This is a genomic window from Nitrincola nitratireducens (assembly GCF_000585235.1).
GTDB classification, from domain to species: Bacteria; Pseudomonadota; Gammaproteobacteria; order Pseudomonadales; family Balneatricaceae; genus Nitrincola; species Nitrincola alkalisediminis.
The window spans coordinates 23,216-48,869 of the sequence record NZ_AONB01000014.1; the positions used below are offsets into that span (position 1 = coordinate 23,216).

The 25,654-nt window shown below is 46.5% G+C and carries 14 protein-coding genes and 2 pseudogenes; 4 read left to right on the plus strand and 12 right to left on the minus strand.

The window, feature by feature from the left end:
- The first annotated feature begins 6 nt into the window (after positions 1-6).
- From D791_RS12180 to D791_RS12190, 3 genes and pseudogenes are all read left to right on the plus strand, one after another.
- Complete coding sequence (locus D791_RS12180; RefSeq protein ID WP_036512019.1) at positions 7-1,566, plus strand: SPOR domain-containing protein; 1,560 nt, start codon at positions 7-9, stop codon at positions 1,564-1,566.
- 206 nt (positions 1,567-1,772) lie between these two features.
- A pseudogene (gene gltB / locus D791_RS12185) lies at positions 1,773-6,224 on the plus strand (glutamate synthase large subunit).
- Between the two features lie 61 nt (positions 6,225-6,285).
- On the plus strand, positions 6,286-7,719 hold the full coding sequence (locus tag D791_RS12190; RefSeq protein ID WP_036512024.1) for an FAD-dependent oxidoreductase: 1,434 nt from the start codon (positions 6,286-6,288) through the stop codon (positions 7,717-7,719).
- Between the two features lie 95 nt (positions 7,720-7,814).
- On the opposite strand, the gene D791_RS12195 is transcribed toward D791_RS12190, so the two are convergent.
- From D791_RS12195 to D791_RS12250, 12 genes and pseudogenes are all read right to left on the minus strand, one after another.
- Positions 7,815-8,252, minus strand: coding sequence for a type IV pilin protein (locus tag D791_RS12195; protein ID WP_036512027.1), 438 nt, complete (start codon positions 8,250-8,252; stop codon positions 7,815-7,817).
- Entirely contained in the window at positions 8,249-11,944 is a 3,696-nt protein-coding gene (locus D791_RS12200; RefSeq protein WP_036512029.1) for a PilC/PilY family type IV pilus protein, read from the minus strand. The genes D791_RS12195 and D791_RS12200 overlap by 4 nt, the downstream gene beginning before the upstream one ends.
- Positions 11,945-12,088: 144 nt before the next feature.
- The gene (locus tag D791_RS19045; RefSeq protein WP_051514481.1) at positions 12,089-12,559 is read right to left on the minus strand and encodes a pilus assembly PilX family protein; all 471 of its coding nucleotides are present in this window, start codon (positions 12,557-12,559) and stop codon (positions 12,089-12,091) included.
- Positions 12,556-13,644, minus strand: a complete 1,089-nt coding sequence (locus tag D791_RS12210) for a PilW family protein (RefSeq protein WP_036512034.1) — start codon at positions 13,642-13,644, stop codon at positions 12,556-12,558. Before D791_RS12210 ends, D791_RS19045 begins: the two co-directional genes overlap by 4 nt.
- A gap of 3 nt (positions 13,645-13,647) precedes the next feature.
- A complete protein-coding gene (gene pilV / locus D791_RS12215) occupies positions 13,648-14,070 on the minus strand; it encodes a type IV pilus modification protein PilV (protein ID WP_051514482.1) in 423 nt (140 codons plus the stop codon).
- Complete coding sequence (locus D791_RS19050; RefSeq protein ID WP_051514483.1) at positions 14,067-14,564, minus strand: GspH/FimT family pseudopilin; 498 nt, start codon at positions 14,562-14,564, stop codon at positions 14,067-14,069. Before D791_RS19050 ends, pilV begins: the two co-directional genes overlap by 4 nt.
- A gap of 89 nt (positions 14,565-14,653) precedes the next feature.
- Complete coding sequence (locus D791_RS12225) at positions 14,654-15,379, minus strand: LytR/AlgR family response regulator transcription factor (RefSeq protein ID WP_036512037.1); 726 nt, start codon at positions 15,377-15,379, stop codon at positions 14,654-14,656.
- Between the two features lie 12 nt (positions 15,380-15,391).
- Positions 15,392-16,411, minus strand: a complete 1,020-nt coding sequence (locus tag D791_RS12230; RefSeq protein ID WP_051514484.1) for a sensor histidine kinase — start codon at positions 16,409-16,411, stop codon at positions 15,392-15,394.
- 183 nt (positions 16,412-16,594) lie between these two features.
- The gene (locus D791_RS12235; RefSeq protein WP_162149944.1) at positions 16,595-19,450 is read right to left on the minus strand and encodes a transporter substrate-binding domain-containing diguanylate cyclase; all 2,856 of its coding nucleotides are present in this window, start codon (positions 19,448-19,450) and stop codon (positions 16,595-16,597) included.
- 211 nt (positions 19,451-19,661) lie between these two features.
- Positions 19,662-20,363: a hypothetical protein gene (locus tag D791_RS12240; protein ID WP_036512045.1), complete on the minus strand. Its 702-nt coding sequence runs from the start codon at positions 20,361-20,363 to the stop codon at positions 19,662-19,664.
- Positions 20,363-23,480: pseudogene (gene putA, locus D791_RS12245) on the minus strand (bifunctional proline dehydrogenase/L-glutamate gamma-semialdehyde dehydrogenase PutA). Before putA ends, D791_RS12240 begins: the two are co-directional and overlap by 1 nt.
- Positions 23,481-23,580: 100 nt before the next feature.
- Positions 23,581-24,375 (minus strand): helix-turn-helix domain-containing protein, encoded by a 795-nt coding sequence (locus D791_RS12250; protein ID WP_036512047.1) that lies wholly within the window; start codon positions 24,373-24,375, stop codon positions 23,581-23,583.
- A 203-nt stretch (positions 24,376-24,578) separates the two neighbouring features.
- Here D791_RS12250 and hemE point away from each other — a divergent pair, with 203 nt between their 5' ends.
- A complete protein-coding gene (gene hemE, locus D791_RS12255; RefSeq protein ID WP_036512049.1) occupies positions 24,579-25,646 on the plus strand; it encodes a uroporphyrinogen decarboxylase in 1,068 nt (355 codons plus the stop codon).
- Positions 25,647-25,654: the final 8 nt, after the last annotated feature.

Genomic DNA, 25,654 nt, shown 5'->3' on the forward strand with positions numbered 1-25,654 from the left:
TATAAGATGTCTTTGTCTCATCATGTCTATGTTGAAACACGTTCTCGGCTGCAGCTGGCTGAAAAGCTGCACCATATGGTGCGGTTTTCAGATTTTATTACCTTGCTGCTGGGTGAGGAGGGAAGTGGACGTTCGACTTTAATGACTCAGGTCGAAAATCTGGCGTCTGAGCGCACGCAGCGGCTGGTCCGTATCGATTTAGACTCTAAAACCGATGTGACAGGTTTGCTGATATCCTTAGTCGACGCGTTTGGCTTAGATGATCCAGATTTAAATGATAATCGGCAACGTTTAGTCGCAGTACATAAACACGTTCGCGCTTTATTTGAAGTCGACTTAAGCTGTCAGATTTTGATTGATAATGCTGATTTCCTCAGTGATAACGCATTAGAGTTGCTAGTTGGTCTCTTGCAGACGGGAGAATCCGCTCCGCACGTGTTAATGACAGGCTTAGCAGACTTTGAAGAACGTCTACAAGATATTGGATTTTATGATCGGCTTGAAGGCCGTATCCATTTGCAGCTTTTGCTCCCCTTGGATGAAGAGGAGTCCGAGGCCTTTATCGCCTCGCTTCTTCCTAATGATGCAGAATTAAATGCTAAGCACCTTAAAAAGGTCATAGAGCGCAGCCGGGGAAATCTGTCCGCTCTAACCATGGGTGTTGTCCAGCTGTTAAAAAGCGGTGAGTTAAGTTCGCGCTCTGCAGCTTTCCCTATACCGCCGTTGCATTTGGCGGGTATTGGTATTGTCCTTCTGGCCATTACCGGATTTGCCGTTTGGCACTATTTGCCGTCCAGCGAGCCGCAGACGGACGTAGTGGCACAAATAAGTGTTCCGCCAATGCCGCCAGTAGCAGGTGATGCATTGCAGCAAGGCGCTGAAGTGGTTGCCCGGAATGAGTTGGCAGAGCGCTTAGCAGAACAAGAAGCCTTGCTGCAAGAAGTGCTTGATGCACCTGTGTCAGAAATGGATGCAGTTGATACACTCTTGGCTCAAGCAGAAGTGAGTATTGCACCAGCGCCTGTTATTGAGAGTATACCGCCTGTAGCCGAGGCTGATGAAAGCACTGCTGTGGCCGAGGTTGCTCAGGTTGTAGCGCCTCCGGCTCCGCCAGCACCAGCACCCGCAGCACCAGCACCCGAGCCGCCGATAGCGAGGCCAGCGGCACCTGAACCCGTACAACCCACACCCGCGCCGAGAGTTGAACGCCAAGATCCACCGACAGCTCCCGTTACGTCGGTGGCTGCCAATACAACTGCCGGAGCGCTTCGCTCCGAAGAGCTTATGGCTTGGCCTGACAATGGTTATACATTGCAGGTGTTAGGTGCGCGATCGGAAGATAGCGTGGTTAAATTTATACGTTCCCAACAACAACCTCACCGATTCTATTATTTTAGGACAGTTTTTAGGGATGAACCATGGCATGTTGTGGTTTACGGACAGTATAATACTCGGTCGGCAGCGATGGAGGCGGTGAACCAATTGCCCAGAGAGCTCAGGGATACCAACCCTTGGGCACGATCGATTGCCAGTGTCAAAGCGGATATACAAAAGCTACCGCAGTAACGTAAATATATAAATTATTGAGGACTACAAAGTATAGTCCTCTTTAGCTGAAAAAATTTCAGCTGCCCCTCGACTGCTAAAAAATTGTTCTGTTCCCTTTAGGGGTGTAGCATAGACTCCCCTTTTTTATCGCTAAGATAAGGGCTCAGTGGTGTGTGGTGTTTTTAAATGCCATGATATTTATGATTTTTTAGTGAGATTGGCTTATGAGCAATGGTCTGTATCGCCCAGGTGAATTTAAAGACAACTGTGGCTTTGGCCTGATGGCACACATGCAAGGACACGCAAGTCATGGTCTCCTGCAGAAAGCTATTCAGGCTCTAGCTGCATGACTCACCGCGGGGGTATCGCAGCAGATGGTAAAACCGGTGACGGTTGTGGTCTGCTGATGCAAAAGCCGGATGCATTTATGCGTGCGGTTGCTAGAGAGACTTTGCAAACAGAATTGGCTGACCGCTACGCGGTTGGCATGGTGTTTCTTTCCCGTGAGTCTGCATTAGCACAGACGGCACGCGCTTGCCTGAATTCTGAGCTGGAAAAGCAAGGCCTGAAAGTCTATGGCTGGCGTTTAGTGCCAACTGACGATGCCTGTCTGGGTCCTATTGCCAAGGATACAATGCCTGCAATTGAACAGGTGTTTGTTGATTCTTGCGGGAAAAATGAACGCGAGTTCTCCATCAGTCTTTTCACCGCTAGACGTAAAGCCGAAATTGCACTGACGAATGATCCTGATTTCTATATTTGCAGTTTGTCCGACAAAGTCATTTCCTATAAAGGCTTAATGATGCCAGTGGACTTACCGACTTTTTATAGAGATTTAGGTGATCCGCGTCTTGAAACGGCAATTTGCACCTATCATCAGCGCTTTTCGACCAACACGGCACCTCGCTGGCCTTTAGCTCAGCCCTTCCGTTTCTTAGCGCATAATGGCGAAATCAATACGATTGAAGGCAATCGTAACTGGGCACGTGCCCGCAGCAGTAAATTTGCAACCCCGCTCATCCCTGACGTCGAGTCTTTACAGCCAATTGTGAATACAACGGGTTCTGACTCCTCAAGTATGGACAATATGCTTGAGTTCCTGATGGTGGGTGGCATGGACATCTACCGCGCAGTGCGTCTGATTGTGCCACCAGCTTGGCAAAATGTTGAAACCATGGATTCTAACCTTCGTGCCTTCTATGAGTATAACTCTATGCACATGGAACCATGGGATGGTCCTGCGGGTATGGTAATGACCGATGGTCGTTATGCTGTCTGTATGTTGGATCGTAATGGCTTGCGTCCGTCTCGTTGGGTCATGTTAAAAGATGGCTTGCTCTGTACCGCTTCTGAAATCGGTGTGTTTGATTACGATCCCGCGAATATAGAGGCTCAAGGCCGCGTCGGTCCTGGACAGATTCTCGTTATTGACACGCAAACAGGTGACGTACTTCACACCGCTGATGTTGATGAAAAGCTTAAGTCGCGTCAGCCCTACCGTAAATGGTTAAAAGAAAACGCAGTACCACTTGAGCAAACAATGAGCTTTACTGAAGAGTCTGTTTCCTTCCGTGAAATGGACCCTGAAGAAACGAAAACGCACATGAAAATGTTTCAAGTGACATTTGAAGAGCGTGATCAGGTATTGCGGCCTTTGGGTGAGTCGGGAATGGAAGCCGTAGGTTCGATGGGTGACGATAAGCCCATGGCCGTTTTGTCCAAACGCATCCGTTCTGTGTATGACTATTTCCGCCAGCAGTTTGCGCAGGTGACGAACCCGCCGATTGATCCTTTGCGCGAAGCCATTGTCATGTCATTGCAAACCTGTTTAGGGACAGAACGCAATATTTTCCAAGAAACTCCGGAGCATGCGCGCCGGATCGTTTTAAAGTCGCCTATTTTGTCTGCTAGCAAATTCCGTCGTTTATGTGAATCGAACCTCTCAGGGTTTGAGTCAGCGATGCTGGATATGCAATACGATCCTGAAGTGGGTCTGAAAACTGCGATAGAACAGCTGTGCGAGAAAGCAGAGCAAGCGGCACGCAGTGGAAAAGTGATTTTGGTTTTGACCGATGCATACATTAAGCGTGGCATGCTACCCATTCATGCGGCGATGGCAACAGGTGCGGTCAACCAGCATTTGGTTGATAAAGGTCTAAGAACCAGTGCCAATATTATTGTCGAAACGGCGACAGCTCGTGATCCTCACCACTTTGCCGTACTTTTTGGCTTTGGTGCAACGGCTGTATACCCCTATTTGGCTTATCGCGTTTTGAACGATCTTTGCCGTACGGGCGAAATAACACTTGAGCCATTAATTAGCCACGAAAATTACCGTAAAGGCATTAACAAAGGCCTGCTGAAAATTATGTCCAAAATGGGCATATCGACCATCGCGTCTTACCGTTCAGCACAGCTATTTGAAGCGGTCGGTCTTTCGAGCGAGGTGGTTAACCTTTGTTTTAAAGGGGTGGCTAGCCGTATCGAAGGGGCGCGTTTTGAAGACTTCCACTTAGAACAATCCCTGCTTGCTAAAGAGGCCTGGAGTGTACGTAAACCTATCCAGCAAGGTGGTTTGCTAAAGTATGTGCACGGTGGCGAGTACCATGCGTATAACCCTGATGTGGTGACGGCGATTCATCAAGCCGTATCCACGGGGGACCCTGCACACTACCAGCGTTATGCGGACTTAGTGAATAAGCGTGGAGTGGCGACGCTTCGTGACTTATTTAGTATTCGTAAAGATATTAAGCCCATTCCATTATCTGAGGTTGAACCTGCTGAAGCCCTTTTCGCTCGTTTTGATACGGCGGCTATGTCATTAGGCGCTCTCTCGCCTGAAGCACATGAAGCACTCGCCGTGGCGATGAACGAGTTGGGTGGTCGTTCGAACTCGGGTGAGGGCGGTGAAGACCCCGCGCGCCATGGTACGATCAAGCGCTCAAAAATCAAACAAATCGCGTCTGGACGTTTTGGTGTGACGCCTGAGTACTTGATGAGTGCAGATGTTATGCAAATCAAAGTGGCTCAAGGGGCGAAACCCGGTGAAGGTGGCCAGCTACCTGGCGGTAAAGTGAATGCCCTGATCGCACGCTTACGCTATTCGGTGCCGGGTGTTACTTTGATCTCTCCACCACCGCATCATGACATCTACTCGATTGAAGACTTGGCGCAGTTGATTTTTGACTTAAAGCAAATCAACCCAGAGGGCTTAGTTTCCGTTAAGCTCGTATCACGTCCTGGTGTAGGTACGATCGCGTGTGGTGTTGCAAAAGCCTATGCCGATTTAATTACCATCTCTGGATATGACGGCGGCACAGCGGCTTCGCCTTTAACCTCGATTCATTATGCAGGCTCTCCTTGGGAACTAGGTTTAGCGGATGCGCATCAGTCACTGCGCGGTAACCAATTACGCGGAAAAATCCGTTTGCAACGATGGGGGCTTAAAAACCGGCCTTGATGTCGTGAAGGCGGCCATGTTGGGTGCAGAAAGCTTTGGCTTTGGAACCATGCCCATGGTGTCCTTGGGTTGTAAGTTCTTGCGTATTTGCCACTTAAACAACTGTGCAACTGGTGTGGCAACTCAGCGTGCGGACTTACGGGATGACCACTTCCGTGGCACCGTTGAAATGGTGAAGAATTTCTTCCGTTTTGTGGCAGAAGAGACGCGCCAGCTCATGGCGCAATTGGGTGTTCGTAGTATTGAAGAGCTGGTCGGTCGTACCGATTTACTGGAAATCATCGAAGGTGAAACGGCAAAACAGGCGAACCTTGATTTGTCTCCAATCCTTAGCCAAGCCGGAATACCTCAGGATTACCCACACACCTGTCAGCAAGCTCGAAATGAGCCCTATGATGCAGGTGGACTAAACTCACAGATGCAAGCCTTGGCTGAGTCTAGTATTGTTGAAAAACTCGGCGGTGAGTGGGCGCTTAAGATAACCAACTGTGATCGCTCCGTCGGTGCCAGAACCTCTGGCTTGATCGCGAAGCATCATGGCAACCTGGGTATGTCGGATGAGCCTGTGATCTTCAACTTCAAAGGCCATGCAGGGCAATCCTTTGGTGTGTGGAATGCTGGCGGCCAGTATCTCTATCTTGAAGGGGATGCAAACGATTACGTAGGCAAAGGCATGGCCGGAGGCAAAATTGTTCTGAGAGCCTTCGAGCAAGTCACATACAAAACCCGAGATGCCTCCATTATGGGCAACACCTGCCTTTACGGTGCAACAGGCGGTAAGTTGTTTGCGGCGGGTCAGGCGGGTGAGCGTTTTGCCGTTCGTAACTCAGGTTGTCATGCCGTGATTGAAGGCGCGGGCGACCACTGCTGTGAGTACATGACGGGTGGTGTTGTTACGGTACTCGGAAGCACGGGTTACAACTTTGGTGCTGGGATGACGGGTGGTTTTGCTTACGTGTTGGATTTAGACAATAGCTTCGTGGATAAGTACAACCACGAACTTGTCGATATCCACCGTATCGCCACTGAGCAGATGGAAGCGCATAAAAACCATTTACGTTCAACCATCATTGAGTTCACCCGTGAAACGCGAAGTGCTTGGGGACAAGAGATCCTTGAAAACTTTGATGAGCTCATTGGTAAGTTCTGGTTAGTAAAACCCTACGCAACGGGTATCAATGATTTGCTAAACAGTATCCGTAAGCGTCCTGAATAATCAGCAGGGTAATGAATCTTGGTCGGTGCTGCGCTGCAGCACCACCGAATGAGGTGTAAAGATGGCTGACCGTCTAAGTAATGATTTCCAATTTATGGAAGTGGGTCGAAAAGGCCCTGTAAAAGTTAAAGCCGCTGTTCGTAAAAAACAGTTTGCTGAGATTTATGAACCGTTTAAACCGAAAGAGGCATCAAATCAATCGCACCGTTGCCTTGAGTGTGGCAACCCTTACTGCGAATGGAAGTGCCCTGTGCATAACTTCATTCCGAACTGGTTGAAGTTGGTATCTGAAGGCAACATTCTTGAAGCCGTTGAGCTGAGCCATCAAACCAACACCCTACCAGAAGTCTGTGGTCGTGTTTGTCCGCAAGACCGTTTGTGTGAAGGCGCATGTACGCTGAATGATGGTTTTGGTGCAGTCACCATTGGCTCGGTCGAGAAGTACATCACCGACACTGCTTTTGCGATGGGCTGGAAGCCGGATATGTCGAATGTTGTTTGGACTGATAAGCGCGTTGCAATTATTGGTGCAGGTCCAGCGGGTTTGGGCTGTGCCGATATACTGGTTCGTAACGGTGTGCGTCCAATCGTATTTGATCGTTATCCAGAAATCGGTGGTTTGCTCACCTTTGGTATCCCTGAGTTTAAACTCGAAAAGTCAGTGATGTCACGTCGTCGTAAAATCTTTGAAGGCATGGGCATTGAGTTCCGCCTGAACACAGAAGTGGGTAAAGATGTTACGATGCAATCCTTGCTTGAAGAGTTCGATGCTGTGTTCTTGGGTATGGGCACCTACACATCGATGAAAGGTGGTTTTCCGGGCGAAGATTTGGACGGAGTGCACGAAGCGCTGCCGTTCTTGATTTCGAATGTGAACCATTGCCTAGGCTATGAAAAAGATCCGTCAGATTACGTCAGCATGAAAGGCAAGCGCGTGGTGGTTCTGGGTGGTGGCGACACGGCGATGGACTGTAACCGTACTTCGATTCGCCAAGGGGCTAAATCTGTGACCTGTGCGTATCGTCGAGACGAAGCCAACATGCCCGGCTCTAAAAACGAAGTTGTGAATGCGAGAGAAGAAGGCGTCAAGTTTGTCTTCAATCGTCAACCCGTTGAAATCGTCGGGGAGAATGGCAAGGTCGTTGGCGTAAAAGTCGTGACAACGCAGATGGGGGAACCAGATCAAAATGGTCGCCAACGTGCTGAAGTGGTCGAAGGCTCTGAAGAGATTCTGAAAGCGGACGCGGTACTCATTGCGTTTGGTTTTAGGCCGAGCCCTGCGCCTTGGTTTGCAGACTTCAATATATCTTTGCATGACGATGGCCGTGTTGATGCCAGTGCTGAACCTAAGGCAATTGATCGTTTTGCGTTTCAAACCACTAATCCAAAAATCTTTGCGGGAGGCGATATGGTCAGAGGTTCTGATTTGGTCGTGACGGCAATTGATGAAGGCCGTAAGGCGGCTGAGGGAATTTTGGATTACCTACAAGTGTAACGCTACAAAGTTGAATAAAAAGGCACTATCAAATCTGGATAGTGCCTTTATTAAATCAATCAGAGTCCTAGCAAATCATATGTTTGATTGCTGCGTTAGTTGCGCCAACATTGATTTAACGCCAAAGAGCCTGTTCGTCCCTTAACGCCAGTATGGGTTAATGTCAAATTGCCACAATTATCTCCGGCCATAGCGCCAGCTGGGGTTGCTCTTAATGTGTAAGTGGTTGCAGTGATTATCGCTAGATCAATATTGTAAAACACAGCTCCGCCATCTTTAGGCGAGACTGTAAAAGGTAATGCCGGTGGTGTGACTGGATTAGTGTTTCCCACAGTGTATTGATTGTTTGCAGTGTAATGCCTCTCCATAAATTGGGCCAGCTCAAGCAAACTAGCTTGGGCATCAGCGCGTCGACTCTTAGCGATCGAGTCTTGATATGACGGATAAGCCACCGAAGCAATAATTGCAATGATTGCAACGACAATCATTAGTTCAATCAAAGTGAATCCGTTGGAATGTTTATAAACCATCATTCGAAAACCTCTCTCCAAGATAGCCTACCCTCAGGTGGTCTATCCAAACCAGTATTTCCTTTGATAAAACCATCTTCGTCAGGGACATCTGAAACGTAATAATCACCCAGAGGAGTTGTTAAACTTGGAGGGCGATTAAATTGCTTTCCACTCACTGGTGTCGGTACTCCATTAACATCAACAAAATCGTCCTGATTAACCTTACCGTCACCATCAAGATCATAGATGCTATAAATTAATCTACCGCCAGTAAGGAAGTCTAGCTCCATATTCCATGACGTAGCACCAGGTGAACAGGGGTCATCATTAGGGATTAGAGTGGCAACACGTAACCGATCATTTAGAATCTGTGTGTTTGTTATCACGCGCTCACCTTCCAGTTTGTTGTTGTAAACTAGATTTAAAACCCAGCCCTTTTTAGAGTTATAGTTCACGCTATTTGCGCTTAGTGCGGTAACTTGAGTTTGAGTGTTTGGGAATTTACCTCTAAAGATAATTTGCTGTGATACTAAATCACCCGCTGTAACAACGGATCCAGTATCGCGAATGCCATAGATGCTTTGAATATTAAAATCAGAATTGTCAGGTGTTTCTATGTATTTACCAGTACCAAACATGACCATCATTCCACCTTGTGGGTGAAGTTTTAGGCTTGGTCTAGAAGTAATGGGTTGCGGTTTTCCAGCATTAGTTGCTGTAAATAATGGTAAGGCTCCGTTAGAAATTTGGAAGTCGTTTGGATTATTATGATTCAAATCAAACTTCCAAAGGTTACCGAGTAAATCACCAGCATAAACGTAATTTATGAAGGATTGCCCATCTTCTGAACCATAGAGAATAGCAGGAGAAGATAAACCATTTGCGATACTGCCACCAACGTTGGTGTTAAGGGTAGATAAAAGTGTGCCAGTTTCAAGGTCTATTACAAGAAGCTTTGCTTTTGACGAATTGCTGTTATAACCATTACCAGTAATGACAACCCATTTACCGTTTTTGAGTCTACCAATGACAGGCTCTGAGAAACTAAACCCAAGTTCAGGGCTTTCAAACTCCCAGAGTACATTATCCTTACCCAATGAATTTGGATTGGTGATGTCTATGGCGAATATGCTGCGACCCCCACCACGAAGAGAACCAATTAATATGGTTCTCCAACTACCATTTATAAAAGCATCCGATACATGTGTATTACCATCAACAAAATAAGCATGATCATAATCTTCGTCAGTCAAAAGCGCTAAGTTTCTTATAACCGCTCTTGGAACATAAGAAAATAGTTCTACACCCCCGCCATTGACTTGTGAATCGGCATTAAAGATATGAAGCATTCCAGCATTTGCACCAACAACGAGAAGTGGTGTACGGTTGCGTTTTTGAAAAACAAAATTTTGATAGCTTTTAGCTTCACTAACTTTGCTGCCTAATCGGTGGTAACCAAAGTCCTCACGGTGAACAAACACAGGGTTAGAGTTAATTATGTCTCCGATTACTGAGTTGCCGCGGCTACGCATTCCTTGTATTTGTTGTCCTCTAATAAACTTTAGAATATTTTCATCATTACCAAGTAAAGCCTTTTGTGTGGAGGTAAGTCCATTAGTACCCCAAGAAAACTCTATAGCTTGGTTTTCATCGCTAAAACTATAAATTTTTCGCAGATTTGGTGCAGGAAGATTACTTGATGCACTCCATTCCTTTTGTACTGATACCGCTCCATTATTAAAAGTTGGCCTGTAAGCAGATACATCGCCAGTCCATGAGTTTATGTCAAAACTCGTTGAGAAGAGCAGGGTAGAAGTGCTTGGGAAAAAAGAAGATGAAACAACAGAAGTACCAGATGGGGCTACTTGGGCTACGATATCAAGAAGCACGTTTTCTAATTCGGATGCAAAGGTTGATGGGTCAGCTGCGCTGAAGAATCCACCTCGTGAGTTGACGGCTGCATGGAGCATATCGTCGATTTTAAATTCATCACTGTCGTTAGGGTTCGGCCAATTAATTGTTGCGCCTGTGGATATAGCCTCAAAAGCCTCATCTGGATCAATAGTACCAAAAACGCCCAGCCCAACAGCATAGGTAACCATATGTTGCTGGTTTTGAGGGTTACGATCAGAGGTTGGTACGTTATTGGTCAAATTAGTTAAATCCGTTTTCCAGTAATAAGCAGCCACATCAGCTAATGTATTGGAAAAAGTATCTGCAAAAGGTGCACCCATATTGCCATCGACATTACCAACACCAGGACTGTCACCATTCCAATAGCCATCACTCATTAAAATGGTAAAGTTCTGGCGACATGAGATCAAATCACCTCCAGCTTGACCGGGAGTTGTACTGTAGGGACCAGTATCTGTGACATTAGTAAAGTAGTTTCCAGCACCTTGAAGTGCTCTCCTTAGTGGAGTACCACCTGTATCAGGTGAGTTATGCAGCCAAGTGTAGAAGTTACTTTTATGTGTTGATGTCAAAGGGCGAACACCCTGCATCACTGCGCGTTGAGAGCTTCCATCCACACTGATCGTGTCTTGATTTATTCGGCCCCATCCTAGTCTAAAATCATTGGGTAGACTATTAAAAGCGTCACCAATGCCTGCTCGAGATGCTAGTGTACGAGTTCGGTAATAGGAATACCAATTTGCAAAATTTTGTTGTTGTTCGGCTGATACGATGTGCCGTGTGTAGCAGTTATTGTCCTCTAGACCACCAGCACAGCCCTGATTAAATGTATAGTAATCAGCCGGTCCCTCTGCTCCACAATAAGCCTGTGCTCCTGTTGTCCATGGAAATCGCCATGTGGCCCTAAAGCTAGTAGATAAATTGACATTGCCTGTTTGCTGATATCCATCTACCCATGCACTGAAAAAATTTGCATTTGGTAATCTTGTTCCATCTGCTCTTTTGGGAGGCAAATAAGTAGAGTTTGGGTTAAAGTAAATTTTGTTATAATCACTTGAACGACCACGCGCACGCTGATTAATACCTGAGTCACTGTTGCAAACATCAACTATTGAATCTGGCATGTGTGACCACTTCATAGAACCAGAGTCATCAATAATAAACAGTAAATTAGGAGGAACTGTATTGCTTAAAAATAGAGGTTTTTGTGCGATTTCCAGTTTTCCAACTACTTCGCTACCAAAAACTTCAACCTCAGCAAGTGATAAGTAATCTGTGATGTTGTTATTGCCAGATTTCTGTATCAATAAATAACGGCCACTGGTGTTGACTGAATTAAAACTTATGGTAGCACTGGGATTGCTTCCAATTTGGGTTTGCCAGTTAGATGTGGCGCGTGCTGTGCTTAGTGATGAAGATGAAGTGCCTAATGCGAAGGGTGTCTCGCTGAGCATAACATACACGTTTGCGAGCCTTAAGCGACATTGATTGCTCACCAACAATCCATTACTACAACCACTCTCATCACGATTATGGATTACAATCTGTGATATGTCATAAACCTTCCCTAAGTCTAAATGCCACCAATCGCGAGATGTGTTGCCGTTAGTATGAGTTATGGTGCCACTGCTGTAAAATTTGCGAGTATCACCGTCAATCGCACGAGAAGCAACTCCTTGAAAACCAGTGGATGACTGAGTAGCGTTACCACTGCGTGCAACATTGTTCGATGCTGATATGGCAGTAAAGCTCAGAGATAGTAAATATATCAAAGCGATTAGCTTGTATAGGTTGTTCATTGTAACTCCTTTAGAGCCTTGGCTCCTTGAAAACCTTTTACGCAGATATTAACTGCATATGAAAGAGATACTTGGTTTAATACAAACATAATCTAGGAAGATTTGTTGAAAGGATTAAAAAAAATCATACTCAAGCTCCCCTAATTAATTCACTTCGATCGCAAAGGTAGAAATAAGTCGTGTTTCAACAGGGCCTACACTACCTACACTAACGACAGTATAGATTTCAGAAAAAGCTTGGTTGGTCAAACTACTTCCTAGATTAATGAATTCTTTTTTCATTGGTCCACAATAGGCACTGTGAAAGGTGGCGGGTAATTCATTAGCATTCGGTGTAACAAACTGGCCCGAATCTACAGCGATAGTTTGCGGATCATTAAAAAAACTACTAATAAAACCGTTACAGTCTACAGGGCTGAGTGGTAGTTGTGATTCAATTGCTCTTACCCCTGCCTCTGCAGCATGAAAGCTGAGATGTGATTGTCTGGTATTACCCGTCATGCGTTCTTGTATGGTGGTACTTTGCATAGAGCTAACGCCTAAAATCGTGACCAATAATAAAACAATTAATGAAACGATTAATGCGGACCCTGATTGATGCGTTTTTTTGCTCATATAGGATTCCTCACGGCAACGGTGGTTTCAAACGTCTGTTGTAGTCGGCCTTGAGGGTGCGAAGATTCTGTAAATCCACGCAACTGGCTAACAATATTTAGAGTAAGCGTTACGCCTCTATTATTCGTGCCCTGGAAGGTGTTGACGGTGAATGTATTAACACCCTCGACCAATGCCTGTGGATTGCCGTTGTTAAATTGTCTGTAAAGTGAAGGTACCTCTGCTCCAACGGGTTGTGCTATGAAATAACGAACAGTAGAGAGTTGGTTTGTTGAAGTGAGTTCAGCCGCGACAACCAATCGACCACCTGTATAGTCAAATCCCATTTGTCTTGTCGAGTTATTGCCGCTGTTATCATTAATTGAGTTGGTGGGAAAAACAACCGTACCACCTGATACTTCACCACTAAATACAGTACCCCTAGTACAATCCTGATCAAGAGCTATAAGTATGTTTTTAAGATCAGAGTTTGCAAGCAATCCCTGATCAATAGCGTTGTTTGTATTCGTTAATTGGTCGTTTAGTATGTTCGGAGCATCAATTGTGAAAGAGGTTGAGTTATGTGCGGTAAGTCCGTGCCAGCGTAAACCCCTCGTTGAATTTGGCTTTGTGACCTCTAAAACATCACTTCCTGCGATGGGATTTAGAGCCGTTGCTACTGTATTTAATGTGTTTATGTTTTTACTCTCAACTACAACACCAGAATTATCAATTTTAAAGGGATTAATAACGGATTCAATCAGTGCCGCATCATCAGGTCGACTCCAGTTAACCATGAAGCGCATTTGTGAAGAAACTATATCCGCTGAAGCGGATTCGAAATTTTCATTAACTGGATTACCTCTATTTTCACCAACACCGCCACAGAACTCAATTGTTGGGTTAAATCCAGCCTGACGTACTTCGCGAGTTAGATATTCTAATGCAAACCGACCGTTTTCTTGCACTCTTGATTGTGCTTCATTGAGACGATAAGTCTGGGAGTTACTTAAAAAAATATAGACAACTGCGCTCAAAATAATCAAACCAATGGCAAGGCTTATCATTAACTCGATTAGCGTAAATCCTCTGGCTTTTGTGGGCATAATTTATAACTCCAAAATATAGCTAAAAGTGACGTTTTCATTTGCACCAGCTTGTGGTCCTTGTATTCGACCTCGGCTTTCGGACCACTGAATACTAATCGTAAACGCATTACCATTTTGAGCCACTGTGGCTGTGACACCATTACCAACAATATCCGTTAATCGGTTTTGCCATGTAGTAAGTCGTGCAGAGCCAGTATTAAACTCACCATTCAGTGCCTCTGCTTCGAATAGACGCATACGCTCGCCTAGGTCATATCCCATATGCGTGACATTAGAGCGAATAAAACTACTGTGATTACTTTTTAATGATTGCGTTTGTAAAGCCGCTAGTCCCAACAAACCAACAGTAACGACTAGTACCGCAATAAGTACCTCAATGAGAGAAGTGCCGGATTGTTTCTTGAAAATATTTATATCAATCATGTGCATGCTCCAATTGATACGGTCACCTGTCCAGTTGCATTAATGTTGATACAGCGGTCATGATTATCAATGTTAATGGCTATTTGATGAGGCACTGCACCGACAATAAAACCTTCTCGTGAAAAAGCGATTCCACCAGCAGGTGCTTGTATGACGTTTCCTCCTAAACTTGCCGAAACGCCATCCCACACGCGTACCACTTCATTACTACCTAAGGCAGTAATCAGCCAACCATCACTCCAATTACCTGTTGGGTCACAACCATTCTGAGCTTGATTACTGATACAGACCGCAACAACTACTCTGCGTTTAAGGGCCTCTGACCGCGCCAGCTGAAGCGCCCCAGCAAGGTCGTTAGTAATAGCTCTTGCCCTAGAACTTTCGAGAGTGCTTTGAAAGCTTGGAACACCTATAAACAGAATGATCGCAAGTACGGCAATAGATACCATTAATTCAATTAAAGAAACGCCAGATTGTCTGCTACCTTGCTTCATGGTTTACATATCTCTGTATAGAAATTTCTACTTATAAGCATAGATTTTTAGCTTTGAGTAATCCAGTGCAGAGCAGTTGAATGGTTGGATTAAGCAGATGAATGGTTATGGAAGATATAGATTTTTAGTTCGGAGGCTTTTCTTCGGCTTATATTGAGTCGTTCATCACATCCATAAAGTGATACGAAATATAAGCCATCTATTTTGTTCAAAGTGTTCATACGTGAAATATTAATTAATAAATGTCGATGAGCCCGGACCACCAATCCTTGATAGCTAGCTTCTATGCGGTTAAGGCTTTCATTTAATATCGCCTCCCCCCCATCAAACACCATCTTCACCACCTTATCTTCTGCCATAAAGTACTGAACCTTATCAAAACGAATACGTCGTAAACTGTTGCCGACTTGATAGCTGATCCAAGGATTGAGTTCATCCTGCTTTTCAATATGCGCACGGGTTGGTGTGCCGACGCGCTCTAAGGCGGTCTTTAATCGACTGGCATCGACAGGCTTGAGCAGATAGTCGCTAGGGCCGACACTGTATGCATCCAGAGCATGTTGCGGATGGGCGGTGACAAAAATAATTGCAGGGGGCAGTGGTAGTTGATTGATCGTTTCAGCCAAGGCTAAACCATCCGTATCCGGCATTTCGATATCCAGCATCACCAGATCAGGTTGCAACTGTTGCACTAAATTTAGAGCATCAGTAGCATTCTCTGCCTCGCCTATACAGTCAATTTGTGTATGCGCTGACAGTAAACGCTTCAGTCTAGCGCGGGCTAAGGGTTCATCATCAACGATCAGGGTTCGCATCTGTTCATTTCCTTAGGCTTTAGTGTCATCGAAAGGGATGACCAACTTAACACGATACTGATTCTCTATCGCTCCAGTGGTTAGTTTGGCTCGGTCATCATAAAGGAGTGCGAGTCGTTGTCTAATATTATCGATGGCAATCCCGTTTCCTTCAAATCGTGCCTTGCAGTGAGGAGGCAAAGGGTTTTCAATCAATAGTGTCAGGTTTTTTTGACTGAACATTAGCTCTATTCTGATCAAGCTAGGTTGACTAAACCCTTCAACACCATGTCTTACAGCATTTTCGATCAAGGGTTGTAAGGTCAAGCTTGGCAGCAGTATTGACGGTAATTGTTCAGGAAAATGTCGAGACACTTGTAATCGAGTGCCTAAACGCCAATGCTCCAGTGACAGATAACTGTCCATAATACGTAACTCATCAACGAGCGTACTGGTTTCACCTGCTTTGAGAGCCGCGCGAAAGAGTGCTGCCAGGTTAAGTAACGCCTCTTCAGCGGCCTGTGGATCTTGTTGGGTTAACTCGGCGACCGTATTCAGGCTGTTAAATAAAAAATGTGGACGAATCCGTGCCTGAAGTGCATCTAACTCTGCTCGCGATTGAGCGGCAATCCTCTGCTGGCGTTCATGATGCATAATATAGAATTGTAATCCAATCACGCCGACAATAGATGCAATCAATAGGTTGTGAAAAATAAAGGTACTAAGCTCCGCCTGTGTTTGCCAACCTTGCTGTGTGAGTAGATGAAAGGCAATCAAGCTGACAGCTGCCGTGCTACTCAATAGCAATAAGAACGCCACAGCTGCTAGTTGGCGTGGAGAGTTTTGACCAAAATGTTTTTGGTACTGACACAAGAGTAAAAGCGTCAACAGATTTACCCACTGAACGAACAGGGTTGTTAAGCCTAGACGATACCATCGATCCTCAAGCACTCCCGGTGCAAGTGTCATGAGAATCGCAACCGCTTGTGCGAGCACAATGGCACGAAGCACAATTTTACTCTGGCATACCGAGGTTTTGATCGTTTGATTCATACATACCCCAATCGGGTTAAATAATTGTACCAGTATAATGTGGGTTGAGAGAGGGGCCAAAAAAGTTCAAGTTGTCAAATTAATTTAATAGGGGAGTGTTATTTGCTTGAGTAACCTAAAGGTCAGTTTGGCCCTGAAATCGGACGTATTCACGTTCTTTTATGATGAAGGTCGATTGACGTTTCATGCTTTCTGTCCTGCTTCTAAAGCACAAACCCGATTCCGCCCTTGCTCTTTCGCATGATACAAAGCCGTATCTGCCCTAAGCGTAAGGCTCTTTTGCTTGTCCCCCAATTGCCACTGGGTCACACCAATACTAACCGTACAGCTTCCGACGTCTGGGAATTGATGATCAGCAATTAACTGTCGAAGCATATCCGCATGTGTTGTCGCTTCATCCAAGGTCATATCTGGGCAAATAACCATAAATTCTTCTCCTCCCCAGCGCGCAAGTGTTGCGTTGGCTGAGCAATGGCCTTTCAATATCGAGGCAATGTCGGTTAGTACCGCATCTCCACATAAGTGGCCGTAGGTGTCATTGACTCGCTTAAAAAAGTCGATATCCATCAGCAGAACGGAAAAAATACGTCTCGTTTTTTCTGACTCGTCAATCATCTCCTCAAAGGCCTTTTCAAGGCGCATTCGGTTATACAAGCGGGTGAGACGATCGGTGATGGCCAATTGCTCTAACTGGCGGTTTTTGATTTCAAGTTCTCGTTGCACTTCTAACAGCTGGGTGTTGGCGCGTTGCACTCTAATGTTCAACTTGGCCAGTTTAATGTTCCAGATAATGAACGCGATAATAATCAACAATGCAACGACGCCTATCTGCCATATGAGTCGATAGTCGGCAGGCTTGCTGATCGCAATTTGCATCCATCGCTGTTCAATTTGGGCTTTGGTTTCATCGGTAATGGATAGAAGTGCCTTGTTGAGCAGGTCGAGTAGGAGTTGGTGTTGAGATTGCACGGCAAAGTGAAACTGATAGGCAATATCCAGTTGTCCACCAATTTTTAAATTGTCTCGACCTGAGCGATTCAGGCTATTGCCCAGTGAAGGTAGGCTATCGATGTATCCAAAGACCTCGTATTTACGCACGGCATCCAATCCCGCCTCAGCGCTTGGGTAAGAAACCAGCTTCGTGTCCGGAAAGCGTGAGCGGATCAATGCCTCAATTTCACTAAACGCGAGGACTGCAAAGGTTTGATCTTTAGTTTGATCAAGGTTGTTGATAAAAAATGCATCTTGGCGAGTGGCAATGACAATGGGGGTCTCGTAATAGCTGGAAGTAATGGAAACGCTCGGTTGATGACCGTCGATAGAGGGGGCATTTGCAATGAAGTCACATAGATTGTTCTCTAAGGCATCTAAGGCGGCCTGCCAGTGTGGTTGTCGACTCAGTCGTGTCGTGAGGCCTGCGTTATTCTTTAACACTTCGATAATATCCGCGATCGCGCCATAGTATTGTCCATTCTGATCGATGCGCTCATAGGGCATGCGTTCACTAATAGCGCAGATTCTTAAGGCAGGTATCTGATCCAGCCATTCAAGTTCTTCACGAGTTAAATGAACATGGTGGGCTGAGGCATGAGTACGTGAAATCCAACGCTCTTGCAGCTCTCTTTTCTCTTGTTCTGTTAAAGCATCCATTGACTTTTGAAGAAGGGTTTTCAGCATCGGGTCATCTTTACGTACGCCAATATGGAGGGGAATCGGGCGACCAAAACGTGTGTCTTGTAAGCTATTTGAACGTAAATCAGGAATGCCATATTTTGTTGACAGATGGTTAGCAACACTCAGCAGCTCTAAGGTCGCATCGGCTTCTTGTGTACTGACGAGAATGAGCGCTGCGATGCTATCCTCGGTTGGGATGACCTGAATGTCAGGTTGGTTTTTGAAAAACTCATAGTTGTAAAACGCATCTGGAAGCGCCAGTGTTTTGCCGATGAAGTCCTCGGGACGTTGAATGGGGAGGTGATCTTTATGCTGATAAACCGCCTGAGCGAGGCGAATGTATGGACCTGTAAATTCCATGATTTCTTGGCGAGATTCGTTGGGCGCAATGTTCATCATGACGTCAAGTTTACCGTCGGACATCATTTGCATGAAATCACTCCAGCTATGCCCGGAAACAGGTTCGACCTCTAAACCCACGCGTGCAGCCAGCAAGCGAATCAGGTCGATGGAGTGTCCTGTAGGAAAGCCGTTTTCATTGTAATTGTAAGGCTCGAAGCTGGTTTCGTTTTGGACACGAATAACGGGGTTTTGTCGGACGTACTCACGTTCTTCAGGGCTAAGTGCTAAAGTTTGTTGCTTGATACGCTCTAAGGTCACAACATCGGTCCAGCGTTGGCTGAGCTGCCGCCACTCATCGGGCGTAATGGCATCCATTGCCTTCTGTAAGATATCGTGGATTATGACCCGTTCGGGTTGTACGCCAAAGCGTAAATCTTCTCGACCTACGCCGCCAATGCGGAACTCACCTGCTACTCGAATATTGGTTAATGCATGACGAGTGGCATAGTGTTGGGCTGAAGTTAAATTTTGAATGGATGCGTCAATGGAGCCAAAGGCCACGGCTTTGATCAGGTGTTCATAGTCTGGAAATTCTACGACTTCAATACCAGGCAAGGCCTGTAATAAATCCAAGTAAAAAATATTGTTGAGCACACCTACTCGTTTGCCCGAAAAATCCTCAAGACCGCGGTAGCCCCCAAAATCGGCCCGCGTGAAAATAACGGTTGGTATCTCAAAATACGGGGTGGTGAATAAAGAAAAGTGAGCACGATTCGGGCGATAGGAAATATCGGCAATCGCATCTACTTGTTTTTCTTCAAGCTTATGAAGGTTGTTGGCCCATTCGTCAATTTCGATCTTGAATTGAATATCGGCTTTGTTTTCGAGGAGTTGTACAAGGTCGGCAACTAGGCCTGTGTGTTGTCCATTTTCAACAAACGAAAAGGGGATGAAGTCATACATTACGGCTAATGAGATAGGACCATGCTTATCAATAAACGCTCGCTCTTCTGTGTTTAGCAAACTTGCATGTACATGGAAGGCTAGCGTAGTGAATACGAGCAACAGAGCTAATAAAGGCTTGAGTAAAAAAGAGCATTTGTCCATTTTGTTTAGGGTCTGGGCGTCCAGTCATACGATGACCTAACCTTGCCTTAATGAGCTGAAGTTCGCAAGTAAAAAAGCCATCCGAGGATGGCTAAAACTTGAGGACTAAATCAAGTAGGGTCTCTAATCAGACAGCGCTGCTGCCCAGTTCGAGTAGGGTGGCATTACCACCGACGGCGGTGGTGTTGATGGTACGTGTGCGTTCGGTGACAAAACGTGACAAATGATCGGGTTGAAGAAGCGCTGTGCATTGCACAGGATCGGTTTCGGCGACCACCTGTACGAGTAGACCAGAGCGCTTAGCGATTAAGGCATTCAGTTCGATTACTCGACTCATCGGTAAGACGCACGCAAATACAGCTAAATGATCAAGCGCTAGTGCCTGATTCAGCGTCAAATCCGAGACCGCTTGCAAAATAGGCTCAGGAACACCGGCTTGGTGAAGGAGTCTGGCCAGTTGTTCACACCAGGCTTGTTCTTCAGGCCAGTGCAGCAATACGGCATTGCCCGCAACGAGAGCTGCAAAGACTTGACCCAAAAAGGCCGTATAGGTCGATGCTCCATCGGCGCAGACTAAACAAATACCACGTCCATTCAAATATAGCTCGTTGCTTTCACCTGTTGGCCCTGGCAAGGTCGTAATTTGTTCAAGCGTTGCGGCTTGCTCCAGCAAGTGCTTGAGAAGGCCAACGCTTCTGACATCGTTTGCTTGCGGGATTTGTGTGTGTATTTTCTGTAAACGTTCACTGCGCTTAATAAACCCTTGATGATTCCATGCATCCCAAGCAGACAGCGCATTTGCAATTCGGTTATCGGATAGGCTAGCCATTAGTGCAGCTCCTCAACAAGTCTTAATTCGGTAAAGCGTTGAACATAGTGTGGGCCACCGGCCTTTGGACCTGTACCGGACAAGCCTTGCCCTCCAAAGGGTTGGACGCCGACACTTGCGCCGATTTGATTGCGGTTAATATAGCAGTTGCCCACACGTACACGGGATTCGATGTGTGCTGCGGTGCGCTCATTTCGGGTATGAATACCAAGGGTGAGGCCATACCCAGATGCATTGATTTGATCAATTAAGTTGTCCATTTCACTTGCCTTAAATCGCAGCAGGTGAATGATCGGGCCAAATTGTTCACGTCCGAGCTCGCTGAGGGCACGAATTTCAAATGCCGTAGGTGCGACAAATGTGCCTTCCTGGCAGGTAGGGCTTAGGGGCGTTTGCCCTAAAAGCTTAGCGCTCTTTTTCATGGCTTCAATATGGTTCAATAATCCCGTTTGTGCCTCGGCATCAATCACAGGACCAACGTCTGTCTGATGCAGTCTAGGATCACCAACGGTCAGCTCTGCCATTGCCCCTTGTAAAAGCTCGACGATCCGATCGGCAATATCGGCTTGCACACATAATACCCGTAGCGCTGAACAGCGTTGACCTGCCGATGCAAAGCCGGATAAAACAGCATCATTGACGACCTGTTCGGGTAAGGCGGTTGAATCGACGATCATGGCATTTTGGCCGCCTGTTTCGGCGATAAACGGAACGGGTGCGCATCCTCTTGCAGCCAGAGAGCGGTTAATGATTTGCGCGGTTTCGGTAGAGCCTGTGAAAGCAACGCCATTGATGTTTACGTTACTTGTCAGAGGCGCTCCCACCCCTGCGCCATCGCCCGGCAGCAATGTGATGACATTGGCGGGGATGCCTGCTTCAAGCATCAGCTCTGTGGCTCGGTAGGCAATTAAGCTGGTTTGCTCGGCGGGCTTAGCAATCACACTGTTGCCCGCTACCAGAGCGGCGGTGACTTGACCCAAGAAAATTGCCAGCGGGAAGTTCCAAGGCTGATGCAAACAATTATGCCGCGACCTTGACGTTGCCAAGGACGTGCATGACCATCGATGTCTTTTAGCATCATGGGGGCGTCGCTGATGCGCTCGGCTTCATTGGCATAGTAGCGACAAAAATCGACCGCTTCACGAACCTCATCTATCGCATCTTGAATTGTTTTGCCTGCTTCAAGATGGCAAAGCGCGACAAGCTCGGCAAGGTTTTCTTCAAGCAGGTCGCCCAAGCGGCGTAGAGCATCCGCTCGTGTGTGGGCCGAGGTGGTTTTCCAAGTCTCGTAGCCCTCTTGTGCCGCTGTGATCGCGAGTGCGACGAGTTCAGCATTGGCAAAGCTGACTTCTCCTACCTGAATGCTGTGATTGTGTGGGGCGATCACGGCATGGCTTGGGAGACCTGAGTGAGGTTGTCCGTTAATCAGTGCCTGAGCGGACCAGCGCTTGGTAAAAAACGACTGCACGCTGTCACGGAAGGGCAGCCATTCACTTTCAATTTCAATGTTCGGGCTAAACGAGTTCTTACGATCGTGAAAAATGGCTGAAGGTAAGGGAATGTTCGGGTTGTGCAGCGTTTGACGGCTGTTGAGAGTCGTCCAAGGATGTTGCACCAATTCCGAAATTGGACAGCGCGCGTCGACAAGGCGATGGACAAATGAGCTGTTTGCGCCATTTTCCAGCAAGCGGCGAACCAAATAGGGTAGCAAATCTTTATGGCTGCCCACGGGTGCGTAGATCCGAACCGTGACGCCGGATTGGGTCAACACTCGATCATACAGGGCATCGCCCATGCCGTGCAGGCGCTGGAATTCGAAATCTCTGTGTGATGCGAGTGTCAAGATGCTGGCAACAGTATGTGCGTTGTGGCTGGCAAATTGTGGCCAAATGTTGCCACGTACTGACTCGCTTAACAAAAAGCGTGCGCAGGCTAAGTAGGACACATCGGTGGCTTCTTTGCGGGTGTAGACGGGGTATCCACTCAAACCACGCTGCTGGCAAAGCTTGATTTCGCTGTCCCAGTAAGCGCCTTTCACCAGTCGTACAGGGATGATATTGCCCACTTCACGCGCCAGCGCATTCAGCCATGCCAAAACGGGTAACGCCCGCTTTGAATAGGCCTGAACAACTAAACCAAAACCGCCCCAGCCTTGACAAGCTTCACTGCGAATCAGTTTTTCGAAGAGATGAAGAGACATCTCCAAACGATCCATCTCTTCAGCATCAACGGTGATCGCGACGTTCAATGAACGCGCTTTTTGAATTAACGTCAGAACACGATCGTAGAGTTCGGTCATGACACGGTGTTCTTGGCCGACTTCATAACGGGGGTGTAAAGCAGATAGCTTGATGGAGATGCTCGGTCTAGGCCCTTTCGCTTTCGGGTCTTGGAAGTTGCCTGTGAACTCGATGGCGCTCATATAGTCATTAAAGTACTTCTGAGCATCTTTTGCGGTCAGGGCTGCTTCACCTAGCATGTCAAAGGAGTAAGTATAGCCTTTCTTGCGATAATCAGAACCGCGCTTCATGCTTCACTGATCGTGCGCCCGAGAACAAATTGGTGGCCCATGACTTTCATGGCCTGTTGCATAGCCGCACGAATAACAGGCTCGCTCATGCGATTGACTAAGCGATTAATAATGCCGGCTGGTGAGCCATCTTCACGCTCATCCATGGTCACAACTTTACCTGTCAGTAACAGTCCCCAAGTAGAGGCATTGACCAACAGGGATTCAGAGTTACGTAAGTGTTTTTTCCAGTCGGCAACACTGAGTTTGTCTCGAATCAGGGCGTCTGCCGTGTCGGCATCCGGAATACGCATGAGGGCTTCGGCTAGACACATTAAAAGAATGCCTTCTTTTGTATCTAAGCTGTACTCCAGTAGGAGTGCATCAATCATGTGAATGGCATCGCCGTCGGCTCTCACCTGTTCAATTAAGGACGTTGCCAATTGCTCCGCTTTTTGCAACTCTTGATCCTTGGGCTTGGCTAAAGGCATTAACTCTCTTAGCCAAGTGTCTTCATCAATGGAGTAAAGAGGAGAGATAGATGACCAGATCTCTGACGTCGACTGGTTAACCCAGGTCGAATCAAGAACATTGCTTGCTTTAAACATAGTGCAACCCTCAGAATTTAGTGTCAGCAAGCTAAATGTTGCTGATAACCGACAATGGCGACACTCTAATAATAAAAGCTAGTTCAGGTCTTGCCAGTTTCTACGGAGTTTTTGGCGTATTCTCCGATGCCAGAGAAAACTGTTTTCGATAACGGGCAGGGGAAATGTTGAGGTGTTGGCTAAAGGCACGTGTTAACGCGCTTTGATTGGCAAATCCAAAACGACTGGCAATTTGTGCAAGCGGCTCTCGTGTTTCTGTCAGTGCTTTCAGTGCCGCATCAAAACGTCGATTGAGAACGTATTGCTGGGGTGTTTTTCCTGTTTGCTCACGAAATCGGTCAAAAAACTGACTGCAACTTAAAAACACCAATCCTGCTAATTCGCTGACCAGAATTTTACGATCAATGTGAAGGTCGATGTAACTATCGATCAGTGACATATTAATCCGACCGTAAAAGCGAGCCGGATAGGGTGTTTGCTGTTCGAGGTGTCGTTGCAGTGCGCAGACAATTGTGTGACTGCAGGCGCTTTGCAGAAACGGGTCGTTCGGGCTTTGTTGCATTTCGCGGCTAAGCGCACTGATTAGAATCTGCAGCTCGCTGCTGCAGTTGATAAATTTTGATTGCTTGAAGAGTAGGTCAATGCGTTTTTGTAAAGACGGATCTTCCGCTTGGATGGGTAGGTTAATGACGATAATTTGATTATCACCCATGCCCCAGAAGGCGTGATCAGTTGAACAGGGTAAAACACACCCTTGCCCTAAGCTGACGGGCTGTGCGGCCCCAGCGACATCAAACTCAGTTGCCCCTTGCAAACCAAATACAAGTTGGTGGTAACTGTGATCATGATGGTCAGCCTTTTCGGGCAAACTGACGACTTCGGCTTTCTTTACCATAATAAGGACATCGGCATCGGGTGTTTGAATAGAACAATATCAAACTAATGATCCCATAATAAGTGGTTAGGGATAACAAGTCTAATTTGCATCCTACCATCGTCGTGTTTGTGACTGTCCAGCGTTTTCCTTCCCCTTTTTGTTCACGAAAAGGGTACAATGTGCGCAAATTCATTATTGCTTAGAAATAGGATTTTTTCCCTATGTCCGAATTGAAAAATGATCGTTTTTTAAGAGCTTTGTTGCGTGAGCCTGTTGACGTTACCCCTGTGTGGATGATGCGCCAAGCTGGGCGTTACTTACCCGAGTACAAAGCAACACGAGCACAGGCCGGAGACTTTATGAGTCTGTGTAAAAACCCTGAGCTGGCGTGTGAAGTGACGCTGCAGCCTTTAGAGCGATACGATCTAGACGCGGCAATTCTTTTTTCCGATATCTTGACCATTCCGGATGCAATGGGGTTGGGTCTTTACTTTGAAGCTGGGGAAGGTCCGCGCTTCAAAAAAGTGCTGCGCACCGAAGCGGATGTTGCTGCTTTGCCTGTACCCAAGGCGGCCAGTGATCTGGATTACGTGATGAATGCAGTTAAAACCATTCGTTCGGCGTTGAACGGTCGCGTGCCCTTGATCGGTTTCTCGGGTAGCCCTTGGACCTTGGCAACCTATATGGTTGAAGGTGGGTCGAGCAAAGATTTCCGTCATATAAAAGAAATGATGTATGCCACGCCCGATGTCATGCATGCGTTGCTACACAAGCTGGCGTTGTCTGTGACCGACTATTTGAATGAGCAAATTCGCAGCGGTGCTCAGGCCGTCCAGATTTTTGATACCTGGGGTGGAGTGCTTAGTCCAGAAATGTACAAGACCTTTTCGTTGGCGTATATGGAACAGATCGTAAAAGGCCTGATTCGTGAGCATGAAGGACGTCGAATTCCGGTCATATTGTTCACAAAAAATGGTGGACAATGGTTAGAGGTCATGGCAAAAACGGGGGCCGATGCGTTAGGTTTGGATTGGACAACGCATATTGATGATGCACGTCGTCGTGTGGGGCAACAGGTTGCTTTGCAGGGCAATATGGATCCGTCGGTTTTATATGCGTCGCCTGCGCGGATACGTGCTGAGGTTGCGGATATTCTTCAGCGTTACGGTTCTGGTACAGGTCATGTCTTTAATTTGGGCCATGGTATTCATCAATTTGTTAATCCCGAGCATGCAGGTGTTTTTGTCGATGCTGTGCATGAGCTTAGCGCCCAATATCATACGTCTTAATACTATGG